Below are 18467 nucleotides of genomic sequence, written 5' to 3'. Positions count from 1 at the left end.
AAAATGAAAAATTTTAGTTTAGTAATACTTGCCCTTGCGGTTGTTATGTCTTTTTCATCTATTTTTGTCGTACAAGAAGGTGAAAAGGCGATTGTATTGTTGTTCAGTAAAGTGCAGAAAGACAGTAATGACACAGCAGTAGTTTACGGCCCAGGCTTGAACTTTAAAGTGCCATTTTTCAGTCAAGTACGCCGTTTAGATGCACGTATCCAAACATTAGATGGTGCACCTGATCGTTTTGTAACAAGCGAGAAAAAAGACTTAATTGTTGATTCATACGTGAAATGGCGTATCAACGACTTTAGTGCATTTTACCTACGTGCTCGTGGTGATAAGCAGTATGCTGAAACGCTATTAAAGCAAAAGGTAAACAATGGTTTACGTACTAACTTTGGTTCTCGTACCATTAAAGAAATTGTTTCAGGTGAGCGTAGTGAGCTTATGGAAGAAGCGTTAGTACAAGCTTCTGAAAGTGCGCAAGAGTTAGGTATTGAAGTACTTGATGTGCGTGTTAAGCAAATTAACTTACCACAAGAAGTCAGTAGTTCAATCTTCCAACGTATGCGCGCAGAGCGTACTGCTGTGGCGAAAGAGCACCGCTCTGAAGGTCAAGAAAAGGCAGAAACAATTCGTGCTGAGGTTGATCGTCGCGTAACAGTTATGCTTGCAGATGCAGAGCGTAATGCGCGTACTGTACGCGGTCAAGGTGATGCAGAAGCGGCGGGTATCTATGCCAATGCTTATAACAAAGATGCTGAGTTCTTTGGTTTTGTGCGTAGTCTCGAAGCTTACAAGAAGACCTTTAAAGATAAGCAAGATGTTATGGTTATCTCTCCAGATAGTGATTTCTTTAATTACATGAAAGGGGCAAATGCCCAGTAATTAAACATCTGATGATGAAAGCCCTGCACTTTTGCAGGGCTTTTTTATTTCAGTTCTAAACTAATTTCTACGGGTTATAGATTTATAAGCCCCTGTTCTGGCTGTGGTTGTTTTAGTGAGTATGATGATAAAAAGCCGACCGCAGAAAAAATAAGCTAAACGGGGTGATCTTTCACCTCGTTTTCTGGTAAAATCTCGTCCTAATTTTTTCTAAGTGAATTTGCAATGGGTAAAAACGTTGTTGTACTAGGCACCCAATGGGGTGACGAAGGTAAGGGTAAGGTAGTTGACCTCCTTACAGACAAAGCATCTTTAGTAGTTCGTTATCAAGGTGGTCATAACGCAGGCCACACTCTGGTAATTAACGGTGAAAAGACGGTTTTACACCTTATTCCATCGGGTGTATTACGTGACAATGTTAAGTGTGTGATTGGTAATGGTGTTGTTTTATCACCAGAAGCGTTGATGAAAGAAATTGGCATGCTAGAAGAGCGTGGCGTGCCTGTGCGTGAGCGTTTATTAATTAGTGAAGCGTGTCCGCTTATTTTACCTTTCCACATTGCATTAGATTTAGCCCGTGAAAAAGCACGTGGCGATAAGCCAATCGGTACTACAGGTCGTGGTATTGGTCCAGCTTATGAAGATAAAGTAGCACGTCGTGGTTTACGTGTTGGCGATTTATTCAATCCTGAATTATTCGCGAGTAAATTAAAAGAAGTATTGGAATACCATAACTTCACGCTAGAGCATTACTACAAAGTAGAGCCAGTTGATTTCCAGAAGACATTTGATGATGCAATGGCTATTGCTGATATCTTAAAAGCAATGGTTGTTGATGTAACTGAGCTACTTGATCAAACGCGTTTAGCGGGCGACAACATCTTATTTGAAGGTGCGCAAGGTACATTGCTTGATATCGACCACGGTACTTATCCGTATGTAACATCATCAAACACAACGGCTGGTGGTGTAGCAACAGGTGCTGGTTTTGGTCCATTACACCTTGATTACGTACTAGGTATTATCAAAGCTTACACAACTCGTGTGGGTTCTGGTCCTTTCCCTACAGAGCTTTACGACGGTCTTGATAAGCAAGACTCAGTAGGTAAGCACTTAGGTGAGAAAGGTCATGAGTTCGGCGCAACGACAGGTCGTTTACGCCGTACTGGTTGGTTAGACGCAGTGGCAATGCGCCGTGCGGTTCAAATCAACAGCATCTCAGGTTTCTGTTTAACTAAACTAGACGTTCTAGATGGTTTAGAAACCTTAAAAATCTGTACTGGTTACCAGTTAGAAGATGGCACAGTAACGAACGTTACGCCATTAGCTGCTGAAGGTTACGAGAAAGTAACGCCAGTATACGAAGAGATGCCAGGCTGGTCAGAAAACACAGTAGGTGTAACCTCAGTTGATGAGCTGCCTAAAGCGGCACTTGATTACATCAAGCGTATTGAAGAAATCACGGGTGTTCCAGTTGATATCATCTCTACTGGTCCTGATCGTGTAGAGACTATGGTATTACGCAACCCGTTTGCATAATCATCATAGATACTAAAAAAGCTGCTTCGGCAGCTTTTTTTGTGCCTAAAATTCACTCTGGAATGATAATTGTATATTATTTGCTAAGACTGACTTTATTTAAGTGATTTTGATGCGTGTTTTATTGCCTTTAACATTACTCTTTTCAAGCCTAAGTATGGCTGAAGAGCCTATTTCTGCGGTACCTCTGTATACAGAGAGCGAGCTAATAGGGCTTATTAATAAAAATACACATTTAGCACGTGTGAAGGCAGATGATTGCCAGTTAGTACAAGATATTGAAGCGCGAGCCAATAAAATGGCGCTACCATCGTATCAGTTCCTGTATGGCGATATGCTGGCCTATGCAGTTTGTGTTGATCGTAACGTAGAGCTGGGTGTGTATTATATGCGTCAAGCCGCTGAGCAAGGGTTAGCAGCCGCATTAGAACAACTTGGCCGCTATTATGATGTTGGGCGGTTGGTTCAGCAAGATAAAGCCATGGCCGTGACCTATTTGCGTGAAGCATCTGCACAAGGCAACTTAAAAGCACAAATGCGCTTAGTTAAGCTATTCAACCAAGGATATGGTAGTCCAAGAGACTATGAGGATGCTTATCGTTGGTTGTTTCACTCTATGGTTGCAGATAAAGCGCAGCATAAAAAAGTTGAGCAATTATTAGCAAAACTTGCGCAAAAAATGCCTGATAGTGTGGTTCGGCGCGCACGTTTACCTATGTAATTTAAACTGCTAAAAATAAGGCCAGCATATGCTGGCCTATTATTATTTATCTTCTTTTTTATCTTTATTTTTGCTCTGGTTAGGGTCTTTAAGAACCGATAACTTGGGTGGTTGTAAAGCAACGATGCGCTCACCTACTTGTGGTGTTTTCTCCATATTTGTAGTAAATGGTCTAATACGAACAGGAGAGTCGTCATCATCATCTTTTTCACCGTTTAAAATAAATAACGGAATAGCTTCACTATTAACTTCTTTATATTGCTCCCAGCTAAACTCATCTGAAATGCGTGTGGCACTCACTTTACCGCCTTTGGCAATTAGACTGCTTAAACGTGCATATGCGCCATTGTCACCAAATAGAATCTGGCGAGACAAAAATGTTGCGCTATCTTTGTTTGCTTTAGCGTGGTTAGTTGAAGAGCGAAGAGAAAATACATCCTTTTCATCTAGCAAATGCGAGAAATACTGCACACCCAATGCATTATGGTGACGGTTTGGTGAAAGTGCTAAAACACTACGAATGGTTGTTAAGGGTAAATAACGTTCAGCATGTTCAGACTGTGGATTACCATAGTAACAGGGCAGGCCATCCATACGTGCCATTTTACAGTTCTCCCATGCTGGATCAGAAAGATGCACAGGAATATTCTGTTCTTTCAGTCCACACGCTATGGCTCGTGCAACATGGTTTGCACCAATAATTAAAATAGTATTTGGCGCGGGTTGACGCACTTTTAATAGTTTAGCCAGTGGTGTAGCTGTCAGGCTCTGCAGTACAACAGTGACGATGATTACCGTGAAAATCAGCGGCACGATTTTCTCTGCGTCTGCGATACCTGCTTCAACCATGCTCAGTGCAAACACTGAGCCCACAGCGGCTGCGACGATACCTCTTGGTGCTATCCATGAAAGTACAAGGCGAGACTTTAATGGCAGGTCTGAGCCAATAGTTGAAATAGCGATACATGCAGGGCGCGCGATAAATAGCACGATAGCTAAGAAAATAAACACATCACTGTGTAACATCATTAAGTCTGAAAGCTGTAAACGTGCGGCAAGTAATATAAATAACGATGAGATTAAGATCATCGATAAGTCTTCTTTAAACTCAAGCACGGAGTCTATTTCTAAGTCATCTTGATTGGCTAGCCAAATGCCAAATACAGTTACAGCCAATAATCCCGATTCATGGCTGAGGTGATTTGATACGGTAAAGCTAATCAATACCAATGCCAAAATACCAAATTTATGTAACTCAAAAGGTAACCATTCACGGCGAATCAGTAAGGTTGTTAACCAACCTGCGACTACACCAATCGTTAAGCCAACCCCTAAGGTTTTAAACAAAGCAATAATTGTATGGCTTAATACTTCCCCTTGCCCAACAAGCATAACGGCTTCAAAGACAAGGACTGCGAATAGGGCTCCTATGGGGTCAATGACAATGCCTTCCCACCTGAGGATGCGGTCGATATCTTGGTTAGGGCGCATTGAATTAAGTAAAGGTGCGATAACTGTGGGTCCTGTAACAACAAGCACAGCCCCTAGTACTGCGGCGACTCGCCAATTAAGTTCTAAGATCCAATATGCGCTTAAACTAATAATAATACAGGTGGTTATCATGCCGATGGAGCAGAGATTTCGGACAACTTTTCCTATGCCTTTAAGTTCTTTAAAGTGCAATGTCAGCGAGCCTTCAAAGAGAATGACTGCAACACTCAACGAGACCACGGGGAACAACAAGTCACCCAGAAGGGCGTCGGGTTCAAGAACGCCACTGAAAGGTCCGAGTAATAAACCCGTTAGAAGTAAAAATAAAATAGCCGGTACACGAAACGCCCACGCTACCCACTGTGCTATTACAGAACACAAGGCGATCCCTGCTATATAAATTGCTGACATAGAATGAATTATCCTTTTAGCTTAAGCACCAACATCATAGATAATTGCTATTGATGACGATAAATTGTCGCTGACTTACAAATAAAATTGCTTACCTATTAAAGCTTACTCACCGCCATAGACACAAGAAAACTTATTACTCTAACTACGATTTTAGTCGTTATTAATACTTTTTGGGCTGTTATTGAAAACAAAACTGCCATAAGGTGATGAAAAATTATTAATAATAAAATGTATGCATTTAACTATTTGTTAAGTATGAACTATTTTCTACATTTATGGTAAGTATAAAATTAGTGATTAATATTTGCCCTTGATCTTTTACCTCTTTATACCGTATTATATTTCGTGTTCAAACAATTTGATATCTAAATGATTAGCTTTACTTTTCATTAGTAATTAGAGTGTAGACTCTAAGAAATCAGTTGTTTGCTTTATATATCGTGTTTTATACACTTTGTTTTCTAATTAAATAGAAATGAGCTGACGATTATTCAGTGCGTATTTATTACGAGTTGAATACAATAAAAGTTCATTATCTTATCAATGTTTAGCTCCCATCGTGGCGGCTAAATCTCGGTCATACAATCTACACCCTATCTGTCGGTGTACCAGATTGTATAGGCTCTATGTATGTTGTTATTAATAAAAGCCGCACACAGCTTTTTACAGCGATACATAAACAACACTTATCTTTTTTTATCAACTTATGGTTTATAACCGTTTGGTCTACTGACTGAATAAAAGTTGTGCTATATCTAAACGCAGTCCATGCGCGGACTAGTTGCGTGTGCAGATAAGTGTCTGTGACAAAGTGAGAATACTCAGCACGTTTAGTTTTTCTAAACGTGAGTCTTTTAATCAGCGGCTTTGATGACGCTGAACAGATAGTAAAATGGAAAAGTTGAACAGTTATGCAAAAGTTTAAATGGCGACGTATTGTACTTAAAGTTGGTAGCGCATTGATCGCACCGGAACAAGATGGGTGTCGTTCACGTTATTTATTGACCATTGCGCAGTTCATCGTTCGCTGTCGAGCACGAGGTATCGAAGTGATTTTAGTATCATCTGGTTCGGTGGCAGCAGGTTCGCACTTATTTCCTGAGCAAGAAACTCGCTCGGTAACGATGAAAAAGGCAATGGCAGCTGCCGGTCAAACAGAAATGATGGCTATGTGGGATCGTTTTTTCGACTTCCCTTCTGCGCAAATATTATTAACACACGGTGATTTACGAGACCGTGAGCGTTATACCAGCATTCGTGAAACGGTGTTCACTTTACTCGAACACGGTGTGCTGCCTATCATTAATGAAAATGATACGGTCACTACGGATGATTTAAAAGTAGGTGATAATGATAATTTATCAGCGATGGTTGCAGCAGCAGCAGACGCAGATGCTCTGATGATTTTTTCAGATGTTGATGGTCTTTATGACAAAAACCCGAACTTGCATGATGATGCTCTATTATTACCTGAAATAGAAAGTATCGATGAGTCAATCTATGCAATGGCAGGATGTGCAACCAGTGCAGTTGGTACAGGCGGTATGAAAACCAAGATTGAAGCTGCAGAGAAGGCGACATCGCACGGAATTACAACCTTTATTTTAAATGGTTTCAAAGAAGAAACCTTTAATCGCCTGCTTGAAGGTGACAACCCTGGCACTATTTTTATGCCTTATGAAAAACCAATGCAAGAAGCGGTGCATTGGATGACACACACTGCGAATGAGCAGGGCGAAGTTGTCGTTGAAGGCTCGTTTGATGAGTCTGACAGTCATGAGGATGGGTGTATTCGCAGTGATGAAATTGTTGCGGTGCACGGAGAATTTGGCGTAGGCGATACTATTTTAGTTCGTAGTGACGATGGTACACGTCTAGCAAAAGCAACAGCGAATTACAGTAGTTGTTTATTGAATTTTATTGCTGACAATGAGCAAAGTGAATTTAGCGAAAAAATGCAAGATTCAATCGGCCCCGTTGTTTCAGAGAAAGATATCGCATTATTGGAGAAGTCATGAGTTTAATTACGGATATTTCGAGTCAAGCTGCAAAAGCTGCAACCCAGTTAGCTTTGCTTGATACAGCCACTAAAAATCAAGTTTTAACTGAGATGGCACAGGCGTTACGCGAAAGCAAAGCTTTTATCATCAAAGAGAACGAAAGCGATTTAGCGGCAGCACGTGATAACAACCTTGCAGCATCAATGATTGACCGTTTAACGCTTAACGACGAGCGTATTGAAGCAATGGCTGAAGGCATCGAAGTAATTGTTAGCCTTGATGATCCTGTGGGTCAATTACGTGAAATTTCAGAGCGTCCAAATGGTATTAAGATCAGCAAGATGCGCGTACCACTTGGTGTTGTATGCATGATTTATGAAGCACGTCCAAATGTGACGGCTGATGCAGGTGCCCTATGCTTTAAATCTGGTAATGGTGTTATTTTACGTGGTGGTAAAGAAGCACTACGTAGCTCGCAAGCCATTGCGAGTGTGATGCATAAAGTACTTGAAAAGCATGGCTTGCCTGCTGCATTAATCTCAGTGATCCCAGATCCTGACCGTGGCTTATTAATGGAACTTATGCAGCAACGTGACACAATTGATTTAATCATCCCACGAGGTGGCGAAGGTCTAATTAACTTTGTAACTGAAAACAGTACCATTCCTGTTATTCAACACTTCAAAGGTGTGTGTCACCTTTATGTTGATAAAGAGGCTGATCTGAATGTAGCTATTAACTTGCTGTTAAATGGTAAAACTCAGCGCACTGGTGTGTGTAACGCATTAGAAGGCCTAGTTGTACATCAAGATATTGCTGATGAGTTTTTAAACCTGTGTGCTGTTGTGCTTCGTCAAGAAGGCGTGAAAGTAAATGCAGATGCGAAAGCGGCTGAATATTTTGACAACGCGACAGTGCTTGCTGATGATGAGTTTGGCGAAGAGTACTTAGACTTAGAAATCGCCATTAAGGTTGTGCCAGATTTTGCTGGAGCGATTGATCATATTGCTAAATTTGGTTCAAACCACACAGAAGTCATTTGTACTAAGGACCAAGCTGCAGCAGAGCTATTCCAGCGTAGTGTTGATGCGTCTGTTGTGATGGTTAATGCATCATCACGTTTTTCTGATGGTTCGCAGTTAGGCTTAGGTGCTGAGATTGGTATTGCGACCACTAAGCTACATGCTTACGGTCCTATGGGGCTAGAGTCGCTTACAACTGAAAAATACTTAGTGAATGGCGAAGGTCAAATTCGTGAATAATCGCTAAAAAGTAACTACTTCTAAAAGCCGGGCTTTGCTCGGTTTTTTTATGTCTGATATAAAACGAAGACAATAATAAGACTGATTAAATAGATGATGCTTTTAGTTGGTAACTCGGCAGATTGCCTAAAGAAGAGTAGGAAAGTGGTGGAGCTAAGCAGGATCGAACTGCTGACCTCCTGCGTGCAAGGCAGGCGCTCTCCCAGCTGAGCTATAGCCCCACATTCCTAAAATACAGGATGCTTAAGTCTTGCGTCTCAAGCGGGGTGAACTTTAATTATTTTTGTTTATTTGGTCAAGTGTTTTTTAAAAAATCATCGAATTTTTACCTAAGTCTTTTATTTTTGATAGACTAATGAGCATATACTGTTCAAGGCTTATCCAATAATGAAAAAAATAGCATGGCTTTTGGTTATTCTACTAACGGCTTGCGCCAGTCAAGACGACGCGCCTCCTTTCGAAATTAATAACAAACAGTTTTACGGCAAAAATGATGAACAAGGTAGCAAAATTTTTGCATACGTCGTGTCTGTGAAAGCACAAGGCAGAAAGCCACTAAACCTTGATAAGCCATTAACGCGAAGACAGTTTAAAGATTTTGCCGAGCAAGAGTATTTTGAAGAATCGAGCAGCTTAAAACTGATGCTTGAAGATCAAGCCGTTGAATTATTAAACCAAGAACTTAAGGCGCGAGAGTATTGCAACGATGAGCATATTATTGATGATGTGCTTTGGCGTGACTTAAGTGTACAACTACGAGGACGTTGTTTGTAAATGTATGCAGATAAAACCAAGCTTGCCGCTGCATTAGCTCAGTTAGATATTAACTATGATGTGATTGAGCACCCACCATTACATGGCAGTTTAGATGCCGATAAATTCATGGTTAATAGACCTGGTACGCGATTAAAGAATTTATTTTTGCGTGATAATGAAGGTAAACGCCATTTTTTAGTGATCACAGCGCATGACAAACAATTAGATTTAAAAGCAATAGCACAAATGCAGGGGCTTTCTCGTTTGGGTTTTGCATCTGATGAGCGATTAGCGCGTTACTTAAAAGTGCCGCCTGGTTGTGTGTCCATGTTGGCACTGTTAAACGATAAACAAAATAATGTCACACTGTGGCTCGATCAAGAAGTGTGGTTTAACGAACTATTTCATTGCCATCCGTTTGAAAATACCGCGACATGGTTAATGAAAAAAGATGATTTAGAATTATTTTTCGAAAGCACTGGGCATCAACCCCGTATTGTTTTCTTACCAGCTAAATAAACTAAGCTGAGGCCGACTAAACATACCAACAGCAATACCGCCATAAAGGCAACTTGGCCGTGATGTTGGTATACCAGCCCCGGCAGCAAAGAGCCTAAAGCACCGCCGCTGTAATAAAAAGAGACATATCCACCATTCGTTACACTGGCAGGTGCGCTGCTGATTTTATTTACTAAAGGCGCAGCACTTGAGTGGATCACAAACATTGCGCCACAAAAGCCAGTAAAAGCAATCACAAAAAGTAATAACTGTTGGCTCATCAATAGCACCATCGTCAGGCTATAAAATACAAATACCCAAGTTAGTAAGCGCCAAGGTGTTGATGATTTACGTAATAGCCAAGGTGTCGCTATAGATGCTAGTGCACCAAGCAAATAACCGCTATAAACAAGGCCAATATCTCGAGTATTCGTGATAGCGAAACTGTCTTGCAGGATAAATGGTAGGTAGTTTAGTAATGCTGCAAAGCAAAAAAACATACAAAACACCGCCCCGTAGAGCTTTAATACCAGCGGATCTTTTAATTGTTTTAGATACAATAGCGGTGATTTAGCTGCATGAATGCTCGCACCTTTGCTTGCTTTGGGAATGGCGATTGCAAATATGATTAATCCTAACGCAATCACATAATAAAAACTTTGCCAGCTTAAAAAGTCAGTAAATAAAGCGGCAAGCATACGACCAAAGTAACCACCGACAATCGTGCTGCCAATATAGAGCGTCATATTATGCTGTAGCTCATCGGCCTGATAAGTTACACCAATGTAGCTTGTCATGGCGGTGAGTGCTGCAGGTAGAGTAATCCCTTGAATAAAGCGTACCAATAGCAATAGCTCAAAGCTTGGTGCGTGGGTGAACGCAACGCAGCTTACAGCTAACACAAACATGGCAATCTTTAAAATTGTTAAGGGGTTTCGTTTAGCTAAAAACAAGCCATACACTAAAGGCGCAATGGCTAACGGCAGCATAGTCGCAGTCATTAAACTGCCAGCAGTGGCAGGTGATACAGAAAAATGGCTGGCAAATAATCCGAGTAAGGGTTGTGGGGCGTATAAAACAAAGAAAATAAATACAGAGCAAAGTAACAAATGTCGCAGCTGCATTTTTAGCTCCCTAAAGATAAAGCATAAGCTTATCGGGTATGGTTTTTTTTACAAGTTAAAAGGCGATTAAGATAATAAATATTGCGTTAAATCAAGGTGTCATGATTTCATCGCGTGTTAATCTCAAGGCGTTAAAGTAGATATCATGGAATCAAGTTGACTCAATACTGTTATTTGTTTGCATAGCTGATTAAAATAGCTTTAATTAGGCATTTTATTATTGGAATTTCGTTATGGGTTCATTACAAGATCAATTACTTAAGGCGGGGCTTACTACTTCGCATAAAGCTAAGGTAGCTAAAACTGAAAAGCGCAAACAGCAAAAGAAAAAAAAGAAAGGCGCCACCAGTAACCCCAGCGATTTACAAAAGCACATTGAGCAAACTAAACTCGAACAGCAAAAAAAAGCAGATGAGTTAAATAAAGCGCGTTTAGAAGAGCAGAAGCAGCGTGAACAAGTTGCACGCGTTAAGCAAATTTTAGAGCACCACAACCAAGATGAGATCCGTGGTGATCGCACTTTCAATTTTACGTACCAAAACAAAGTGAAAGAGTTGGACGTAAATGAAAAAACACAAAAAGCCCTTGCGGGTGGTCGCCTCGCGATTTGTGTTTTAGAAGGTCAGTTTTTTGTACTGGAAGATGAACCAGCGCGAAAAGTCGCTGAAGTCAGCGAAGAATATATAGTGTTCCATGTTGAACCTGAAGATAAGCAAAAGGATGAAGATGATCCTTATGCTGATTTCGAAGTACCTGATGATTTAATCTGGTAAATACAGTTACTGTATAGGGTGTATTAAGTTGCGGTAACAATAATGTGTTTTTTTCGGGTGCAATATTCCTAAATCATGGTCTACACTAAAGAAAATGTTTTCTAACCCGTCACAAAGAGAAGATACAATGAGCAAGATAACTAAAATACTATGTGGGGCAAGCTTAGCAATGGCTGCTAGCTTTTCGTTTAACTCAATGGCAGCTGATGGTGCCACACTTTACACAGCAAAACTTTGCCAAACTTGCCATGGTGCTGAAGGTAAAGCACCAATTATGGCGCAATACCCTAAATTAAATGGCCAAAATAAAGAATATTTACTTGCACAAATGAAAGACATTAAGTCTGGTGCGCGTAGTAATGGTATGGCTGCAGCAATGAAAGCAATGGTTGCAAATGTATCTGAAGAAGAAATGTCAGCAATCGCAGACTACTTATCGCAAGTAAAATAATCTTCGTTTGTTATTTTTAAAGGCCACATCAATTGATGTGGCCTTTTTGTATCAGCTATTGATTATCATTAAATAGTTATTTAGACTTCTATACATCTATTTGTGCAGTGTCACATATACAAGGTTTTCCATGTTTGACTTACCAAAACTCGATTTAAAAAATAAAGTATCTGAACAAGAATGGCAGTTACGTGTCGATTTAGCGGCATGTTACCGCTTGGTGGAACACTTTCGTTGGGGTGATCTAATTTATACTCACCTTTCGGCACGTTTACCAGGTACAGATCATTACTTAGTCAATGCCTTTGGTTTAAGTTTTGATGAAGTGACAGCATCCAACCTAGTTAAGGTTGATTTAGCCGGTAATATTCTTGATGACACGCCGTTTAAGATTAACCCTGCAGGCTTCACAATTCATAGTGCTATTCACGAAGTACGTGATGATGCTCACTGCGTTATTCATCTACACACAAAAGAAACCATTGCTGTGGCAACCCAAGAGAAAGGCCTGTTGCCACTAAGCCAGTATTCAATGTTTTCATTACCTTCATTGTCTTATCATGGCTACGAAGGCTTAGCGGTAAACAGTGACGAGAAAAAGCGTTTGCAAGATGATTTAGGCACCACCAATCACATGCTATTGGTTAACCACGGCGGCTTAACTGTTGGCCCAACAGTCGGTGATGCGTTTATGCGCTTTTATGATTTGCAGCGTGCCTGTGAAATTCAATTGGCGATTCAAGCCAGTGGTCAAACGGCAATCCCTGTACCACAACCTATTATCGATAATATTTATAATCAAGCGAATGTCGTGCACAGCGGCAGCACCGGTGGGCAGCTAGCTTGGCCGGCAATGCTGCGTAAAGCCTATCGTCTTGATCCTAGTTTTGCTCAGTAAGGAGTAACCATGAAAGTTAATCGCGTCGAAGTGTTCGATATTCATTGTCCAGACAGACCTGCTTGGACACCTGTTTTTGTGCGTATTCACACCGATGAAGGTATTAGCGGTGTGGGTGAAGCGGGTCTGGCTTATGATTTAGGTCATAGCGCAGCTGCGGCAATGATTAAAGAAATGGCTGATGCCTTTTTAATTGGTCATGACCCATTTCAAACAGAAAAACTATGGTCACGAATGCTACGCGAAAGCTTTTGGGGTTTAGGTGGTGGGCCTGTTGTGTATGCAGCAATGAGTGCCATTGATACCGCACTTTGGGATATTAAGGGTAAAGCGCTAGGTTTACCTGTTTACCAGTTACTAGGTGGTAAAGTTAACGATAAGCTTCGTACTTATGCATCGCAACTACAATTTGATTGGGATAATGAATTCAAAGCACTTGTTCACCCACAGGAATACGCAGAAGCAGCACTAAAAGCCATGGCCGAAGGGTATGATGCGGTAAAAGTTGACCCAATCCAGTACGATAAAAACGGCAATACTTATTACGATCGCACTAACATTATTTCTCGCGCAGAAATGAAGCTATATCGCGCGCGTATGCAAGCTATTCGTGAAGCGGTAGGTGATGAAGTTGACATTATTTTTGAATGCCACAGCTTACCTGGCGCAACATCAGCAATTCAAATTGGTGAAATTGCTGAAGAGTTCGATTGTATGTATTACGAAGAGCCAGTGAACTACTTAAATCATTCATTACATGCAAAAGTTGCTGATAAAGTAGCGGTGCCAATTGCAGGTGGTGAACGTTTGTATAACCGCTGGGGTGTGCGCCCTTACTTAGAAGATCAAAGTATTGATGTATTACAGCCAGACTTGGGCCTGTGTGGTGGTTTTACTGAAACTAAAAAAGTGTGTGATTATGCAGATATCTTCGATGTGCGCATTCAAGCTCACGTGTGTGGCGGCCCAGTAGCAACAGCTGCTTCGTTACACCTAGAAACCGCTATTCCTAACTTTTTAATTCACGAACATCACACCTATGCGATTAAAAAGTGGAACCGTGAGCTATGTATTCAAGATCCACAACCTAAAAATGGCTTCTTCCAAGTATCAGAAGAGCCAGGGATCGGTATTGAGCTAAATGATGAAGTTGTTATGCGCTCACAGCGTGTTGAGATAAAGTAAAAGCGTTTAGGTAATGCCCCGTTAAGTGGGGTATTACCTGATAACTTCGAGGCGATTGTTAATGTTTAAGATGGCTTCACATTCGGTCGTATCATTAAATGAAACGAGTACAGCTCTCTCTAGCCATGATTCGGGTTCAATAATTTCTCCCCATTTGACAGAACCAAAAGATAGATAAAACTTAAAAGGTGGCACAGGCCACATAAACGCTAAATTAGGTTGGGCATCAACTAAGAATAACCCTGAGCCCGAAAGCCCTATTCCAATACCTGCGGCTATTTGAGGTGATGTAGTTTTTGAGTTAGGTACTTCAGAATCACAGGTGATCGTTATTTGACCATTGTTGCTTTTTTCAAGTGTGCTAAAACAGTAACTTAACTGCTTTTTGTTGTATTGTAATGTCGTACATCCTTTTTCAGGCGGGTTAATGTCAAGGCATTGAGATGCAGCGGCGTTTATTTTAATGTTTCGACTTAATGATGAGAAACTAGGTTCCCTAACATCGCAAATAACACCTGGTTGTAAATGGCTTCCAGGTTGTGACCAAATAACATTGAAGATATCGCTCCATGAAAATCTTACCATTGTATTTGGTTCTGCATATTTGACCATCCATGCCAGTGTATAGAACGAACTATTCTGAGCTTGTTCTTCAGGCAACGTCATAAAGACACAAAAACTCGTTGCATTGCTGGAGTTATTTTTAACTTTTAAAGTATAGTTAGTCATTGCTCTGGCACACTTTCCTAAAAGATATTAAGCCCACTTAATTGTAAATAATTCTGCAATATTGATTGGACGTGTTTCAAGGTCACCCTCTGTCGTGATCTGAGTTTGAGTGCTCGCTGTAGGATTAACACCATAGGCAGGGGCTCCTTTTTCAGGATTAAGCATATTTACAGGCTTAAAAGTAATGGTATGTTGATGCTCTTTAAATATGTCGGGCTCTGTTGTACCCACTAGATCCCCCGTATTTTTCGAATCACCTGACATTTTACGTTGTTTGGCATTTTTATCTCTACCTGCTGAGTTATCCCAAGCACGGCTGAAATATCCTCTAAAATCAGGTAATAAAGAGAACTCTCCTTGCTTGCCAAAGCGATAGTTTATGACCGAGTTTAGCCGTGTTTGATCACTGTTCAATGCAATTGGTATAGCACATAAAGGTAGTTCTTCCGCTGGTGCTTGTTCTGTTGCTACGTATTGTTTTCGCTCACCAATGACACCTGTAACAATGCAAGGCAGGCTAGCTAAAGCTATATAGCCCTTGTTTGCGAATATTTTTTTTACAGAAATAACGACAGACGGGGAAGAGCAAGAAAGTTCAACAAAAACAGTTTTCGCATCCATTGCAATATCTAATTCGGTAGATATATTGAGCTCTTGACTGTTTTGGACTGTATATGTTCTTTGGACATATGTAATACCGTCTGACAAGCAAAAATAAAGCTCGCCTTTTCCTTTAACATTTAACTGTGCCACACAGCTAATGTGTTCAGAACATAGGGTTTCTTTCCATCTTGGAAACTCGTGAATATTTTGTCGAAAGCGCATTGTGGCGTTTTCTTCTGTACTGGTAACGATTCGACAGCCGTTATTTTCTGAGCTAATTTGTGAACCACTGCCTGGATCACTGTATACCCAGCCATCGGGGTGGTTATACTTAATAGGTTGGGTATTTGTTTGATTGCTAAAATAACGAAAATCGTGGTTATACACTAAATTTCTTTGTTGCATTGCAAATAATAAACTATCTATATCATAAGTATGTTGATTATCTAGAACAGCCATATCTGATTCCCTCCAATTAATGTGTGCGCCATCAAGCAGCGCACACAAATTAGCGTTAATTTAGTACTAAAACATTTTGGCTATTTAAGGTTGCGCTCTGCGTTAAAATTCCTTGATATGGAATTTCGAGGGCTCTGCCGCTGTTCATGATTGTTTGCGTATCTAAAATTTCGCCAGTTTTGAAGTTACCAGCAATAAGGTAATATTTAGGCTTGGGTGTCCATGTTAAATTCATATTTGGTTGCGTACTGACTAAAAAAGTACCTGCACCACTCATGGCAATACCGATCCCCGCAGCAGCTGATGGCGTGGTGTTTGAATTAGGTACTGTCTCGTCACAATTTGTAAAAATACTACCACTATTGCCTTTAACAGGAGAGCTCATGTTAAAGGCATCATTAACATTGTCGTAGCCTAAACTGACTGTATTCGCACCATCTAAATCAACTCGTTTTGATTGTGATGTTTTACAGATAACGCCAGGGCGAAGCTCTTGACCTGGTCTTGACCAAATTGCACTGTAGTCAATTTCCCAAGCAAATTCGGCAGTTGTTCCTTGATATGCGTACTTGCTAAACCAAGCTAATGTGAATACATTACCGCCAACATCTAATGATGGCTTTTCTTGGAAAATTGCAAATCGTGTTGGGTTAGTTGAGTCGTTTTTAACTGATAATTTATAAATAGACATCCTCGTTTCCTTTTAGTTGTGTTACATCGTGTAAGTAGGTGTGTACTTGGTATGTCAACCAAGTCACCAAAAGGTAGGTCTTCTATTTAGAGATTGTTATTACGAAGTATTACCAACACTGTGTAATACTTTGTTATGGATTATTTCTCCCTAGTATCTAGATTGAGAAAGGAAGAGTGACTTCCTATCAATTTAGATTACAAAGGAGACAGTAATGAAATTAATTAATTCGGTTATCTATTGCAGCTTTATCAGCTGCCTATTTATTTCTGCGACTCAGGCGGCTGCAGACCCAAAATGTGATGTAACAGCACAATCTTTTGCTCATATTGAATTAAGGCATTGCACTGCAGGTGTACAAGCCAGTCAATTTTTACCTCAGTATTGCGCAACAATTAAAGATGCACAAAAATTTTGCGAACAAGTGCAAAATGCAACGAATAAATCACGAACGGTACAGCCTGATGGTCGTATTAGGTATGATGCTAACTTGGGGATAGTCGTTGGTACTCAGCAAGAGAAGTGCGCTCGCTTGATAATTAGACCAGATGGACAGGTCGTGACTCAGTTCCCTGAACTAAATGGTGCACCAGGAAACTGTTCTTAATGTTAATTTTGGAATAGATAATTATGAGAAAGGTCGTTCTATCATCTACAACATTAAATCTCGATGAGCCTGAATTTCAATGTTCTTTGACAGATGAACTTTGGCATGATGGTTATGAGTATGTAATGATGTTAGATGATGCTCCTATACTACAGCGATTTTGGAAGCATCAATATGGCCTAGAGGCTGAAAATCCGATACGAGTAAGTATGCTTAATCAGCTTACAGAAGAGCTTGATAAGTGTATTGCATGTTATCCTATGAATAAGTCGCTTGTGGCATTTAGCCTTGAATTTAAATCATTGATAAATAAAGCTGTAAGTTACAATTGTTCGCTACAAATAATAGCTCAGTAATCGACCAATGAATGGCTGTAGCTCAGCTCGTTGCCACAGCCATTTCTTAATTTTTAGGCTCTGTTGATTCACAATTCGGCCCCTTTACAATTGTAAAACACTTCCCTGCAAAACGAACTTTACCTCGTTTACGTTCAATCAAAACATCAGCAGAGAGTGTATTATTGAAAGATTCCATAAATTGTTTTCGCGCACGGTGGATCTGAATATTGACATGGCATTCATTAATACCAAGATCGCGTGCTAATTTCTTAACTGGTACCCAGCCCTGTACATCTTTCTCAAATTTATTTTCAATATCGGCCAGTTTATTGCGAGCCAGCAGCACGGTGAGATAGTGATGAGAGCGAACATCTAGGTCAAGTAATGTGTTGTGTTGTCTTATTTTGAGTTCAGTTTGCTCTTCATCTAGGCTCAAGTTGAATATAAATTGAAGGTCATTAATAGGTGTTGGGCTTAAATTCAGAGTATTTTCTTGTGATGTCATTTCAGCTTGAAAAAACTGCCACAGCTGCTCTCCTATTGTTATTTGATGACCATCTTCTAAAGTAACTAATTGGTGAGTTTCAGTATTTTCATAGCACCAAGAGAGCCTATCAGGATCGTAAAAAATAACGGCTGTTGGGTGTTGGCTATCAGGTAAAAAATGATAACGTTCGAGCAAAATACAATGTGTGTTTGTGCCATTGATAGGTAGTAAAAGATCTCTGGGCGGATCGATAGAAGTTAATTGGTAATCTAAGTTATTTATTTCTGAAAAGCTTAGACGATCATTTAAGGCTAATGGGGAGTTGATTTGTTTATCAAGCCGTTTCCCGTTTAGCCAAATACCATTTTTGCTTAGATCACGAATATACCAGTGTGGCTCGACCCATTCTATTACAGCATGAATACGTGTCACTTCTGGGTAGTTTAATAATGTGTCAACAGAGTGGGCTAGCCGACCAAAGCGATGAAAGTCGCGCAGATAAAAGCTCACATCTGAGTTTAAACTAGCCAGTATAGCCATATAGCTCTCTTTTAGTCCT

Annotated in this window: 19 protein-coding genes and 1 tRNA gene; 13 read left to right on the top strand and 7 right to left on the bottom strand. The window is 40.4% G+C overall.

The annotated features are described in order from the left end of the window. Positions 1–3 precede the first annotated feature (3 nt). The 3 genes from hflC (at position 4) to NYF15_RS18635 (ending at position 3142) form a co-directional block, all read left to right on the top strand. The gene (gene hflC, locus NYF15_RS18645) at positions 4–882 is read left to right on the top strand and encodes a protease modulator HflC (RefSeq protein WP_130151531.1); all 879 of its coding nucleotides are present in this window, start codon (positions 4–6) and stop codon (positions 880–882) included. A 225-nt stretch (positions 883–1107) separates the two neighbouring features. Beyond that, complete coding sequence (locus NYF15_RS18640; RefSeq protein WP_130151532.1) at positions 1108–2421, top strand: adenylosuccinate synthase; 1314 nt, start codon at positions 1108–1110, stop codon at positions 2419–2421. A gap of 112 nt (positions 2422–2533) precedes the next feature. Then, positions 2534–3142, top strand: a complete 609-nt coding sequence (locus NYF15_RS18635; RefSeq protein ID WP_130151533.1) for a tetratricopeptide repeat protein — start codon at positions 2534–2536, stop codon at positions 3140–3142. A 42-nt stretch (positions 3143–3184) separates the two neighbouring features. On the opposite strand, the gene NYF15_RS18630 is transcribed toward NYF15_RS18635, so the two are convergent. Further along, positions 3185–5044 (bottom strand): cation:proton antiporter, encoded by a 1860-nt coding sequence (locus NYF15_RS18630; RefSeq protein ID WP_371354356.1) that lies wholly within the window; start codon positions 5042–5044, stop codon positions 3185–3187. A 914-nt stretch (positions 5045–5958) separates the two neighbouring features. Here NYF15_RS18630 and proB point away from each other — a divergent pair. Further along, positions 5959–7065, top strand: coding sequence for a glutamate 5-kinase (proB, locus tag NYF15_RS18625; protein WP_130151535.1), 1107 nt, complete (start codon positions 5959–5961; stop codon positions 7063–7065). Then, entirely contained in the window at positions 7062–8309 is a 1248-nt protein-coding gene (locus NYF15_RS18620) for a glutamate-5-semialdehyde dehydrogenase (protein WP_371354355.1), read from the top strand. The genes proB and NYF15_RS18620 overlap by 4 nt, the downstream gene beginning before the upstream one ends. A gap of 145 nt (positions 8310–8454) precedes the next feature. Here NYF15_RS18620 and NYF15_RS18615 read toward each other — a convergent pair. Continuing rightward, positions 8455–8530 (bottom strand) — tRNA-Ala (locus tag NYF15_RS18615). A gap of 166 nt (positions 8531–8696) precedes the next feature. Between NYF15_RS18615 and NYF15_RS18610 the strand changes: the two genes are divergently transcribed. Both NYF15_RS18610 and NYF15_RS18605 read left to right on the top strand, forming a co-directional pair. Next, positions 8697–9083 carry a hypothetical protein gene (locus NYF15_RS18610; RefSeq protein ID WP_130151537.1) on the top strand — a complete coding sequence of 129 codons (387 nt, stop codon included), beginning with the start codon at positions 8697–8699 and terminating at the stop codon, positions 9081–9083. After that, positions 9084–9584 (top strand): prolyl-tRNA synthetase associated domain-containing protein, encoded by a 501-nt coding sequence (locus NYF15_RS18605; RefSeq protein WP_371354354.1) that lies wholly within the window; start codon positions 9084–9086, stop codon positions 9582–9584. It abuts the gene before it with no gap. Here the strand turns inward: NYF15_RS18605 and NYF15_RS18600 are convergent. Beyond that, positions 9551–10687: an MFS transporter gene (locus tag NYF15_RS18600; RefSeq protein WP_371354353.1), complete on the bottom strand. Its 1137-nt coding sequence runs from the start codon at positions 10685–10687 to the stop codon at positions 9551–9553. The genes NYF15_RS18605 and NYF15_RS18600 overlap by 34 nt on opposite strands. A gap of 233 nt (positions 10688–10920) precedes the next feature. On the opposite strand from NYF15_RS18600, the gene NYF15_RS18595 reads away from it, so the two are divergent. The 4 genes from NYF15_RS18595 (at position 10921) to NYF15_RS18580 (ending at position 13994) form a co-directional block, all read left to right on the top strand. Continuing rightward, positions 10921–11460 (top strand): DUF2058 domain-containing protein, encoded by a 540-nt coding sequence (locus NYF15_RS18595; RefSeq protein ID WP_062567186.1) that lies wholly within the window; start codon positions 10921–10923, stop codon positions 11458–11460. 127 nt (positions 11461–11587) lie between these two features. Beyond that, the gene (locus NYF15_RS18590) at positions 11588–11911 is read left to right on the top strand and encodes a c-type cytochrome (RefSeq protein ID WP_237119839.1); all 324 of its coding nucleotides are present in this window, start codon (positions 11588–11590) and stop codon (positions 11909–11911) included. Between the two features lie 130 nt (positions 11912–12041). Then, the gene (locus NYF15_RS18585; RefSeq protein ID WP_054552449.1) at positions 12042–12809 is read left to right on the top strand and encodes a class II aldolase/adducin family protein; all 768 of its coding nucleotides are present in this window, start codon (positions 12042–12044) and stop codon (positions 12807–12809) included. Between the two features lie 9 nt (positions 12810–12818). After that, positions 12819–13994 carry a mandelate racemase/muconate lactonizing enzyme family protein gene (locus tag NYF15_RS18580; RefSeq protein WP_371354352.1) on the top strand — a complete coding sequence of 392 codons (1176 nt, stop codon included), beginning with the start codon at positions 12819–12821 and terminating at the stop codon, positions 13992–13994. A 33-nt stretch (positions 13995–14027) separates the two neighbouring features. Here NYF15_RS18580 and NYF15_RS18575 read toward each other — a convergent pair whose 3' ends face one another. From NYF15_RS18575 to NYF15_RS18565, 3 genes are read right to left on the bottom strand one after another with little or no spacing between them, the layout of a single operon-like run. Beyond that, positions 14028–14723, bottom strand: a complete 696-nt coding sequence (locus tag NYF15_RS18575; protein ID WP_371354351.1) for a hypothetical protein — start codon at positions 14721–14723, stop codon at positions 14028–14030. A gap of 27 nt (positions 14724–14750) precedes the next feature. Beyond that, entirely contained in the window at positions 14751–15785 is a 1035-nt protein-coding gene (locus NYF15_RS18570; RefSeq protein WP_371354350.1) for a hypothetical protein, read from the bottom strand. A 55-nt stretch (positions 15786–15840) separates the two neighbouring features. Beyond that, on the bottom strand, positions 15841–16476 hold the full coding sequence (locus NYF15_RS18565) for a hypothetical protein (RefSeq protein WP_130151545.1): 636 nt from the start codon (positions 16474–16476) through the stop codon (positions 15841–15843). 214 nt (positions 16477–16690) lie between these two features. Between NYF15_RS18565 and NYF15_RS18560 the strand changes: the two genes are divergently transcribed. Both NYF15_RS18560 and NYF15_RS18555 read left to right on the top strand, forming a co-directional pair. Next, complete coding sequence (locus NYF15_RS18560; RefSeq protein ID WP_237119836.1) at positions 16691–17083, top strand: hypothetical protein; 393 nt, start codon at positions 16691–16693, stop codon at positions 17081–17083. A gap of 23 nt (positions 17084–17106) precedes the next feature. Then, positions 17107–17439: a hypothetical protein gene (locus NYF15_RS18555; protein WP_237119835.1), complete on the top strand. Its 333-nt coding sequence runs from the start codon at positions 17107–17109 to the stop codon at positions 17437–17439. Between the two features lie 46 nt (positions 17440–17485). Here NYF15_RS18555 and NYF15_RS18550 read toward each other — a convergent pair whose 3' ends face one another. Then, a complete protein-coding gene (locus tag NYF15_RS18550; RefSeq protein WP_130151548.1) occupies positions 17486–18448 on the bottom strand; it encodes an FHA domain-containing protein in 963 nt (320 codons plus the stop codon). Positions 18449–18467 lie beyond the last annotated feature (19 nt).

Source organism: Pseudoalteromonas sp. 68 DY56-GL68 (genome assembly GCF_041414825.1).
GTDB lineage: Bacteria > Pseudomonadota > Gammaproteobacteria > Enterobacterales > Alteromonadaceae > Pseudoalteromonas.
Note: the sequence above shows the minus strand (reverse complement) of the source record. Positions and strands in the feature narration are given on the sequence as shown.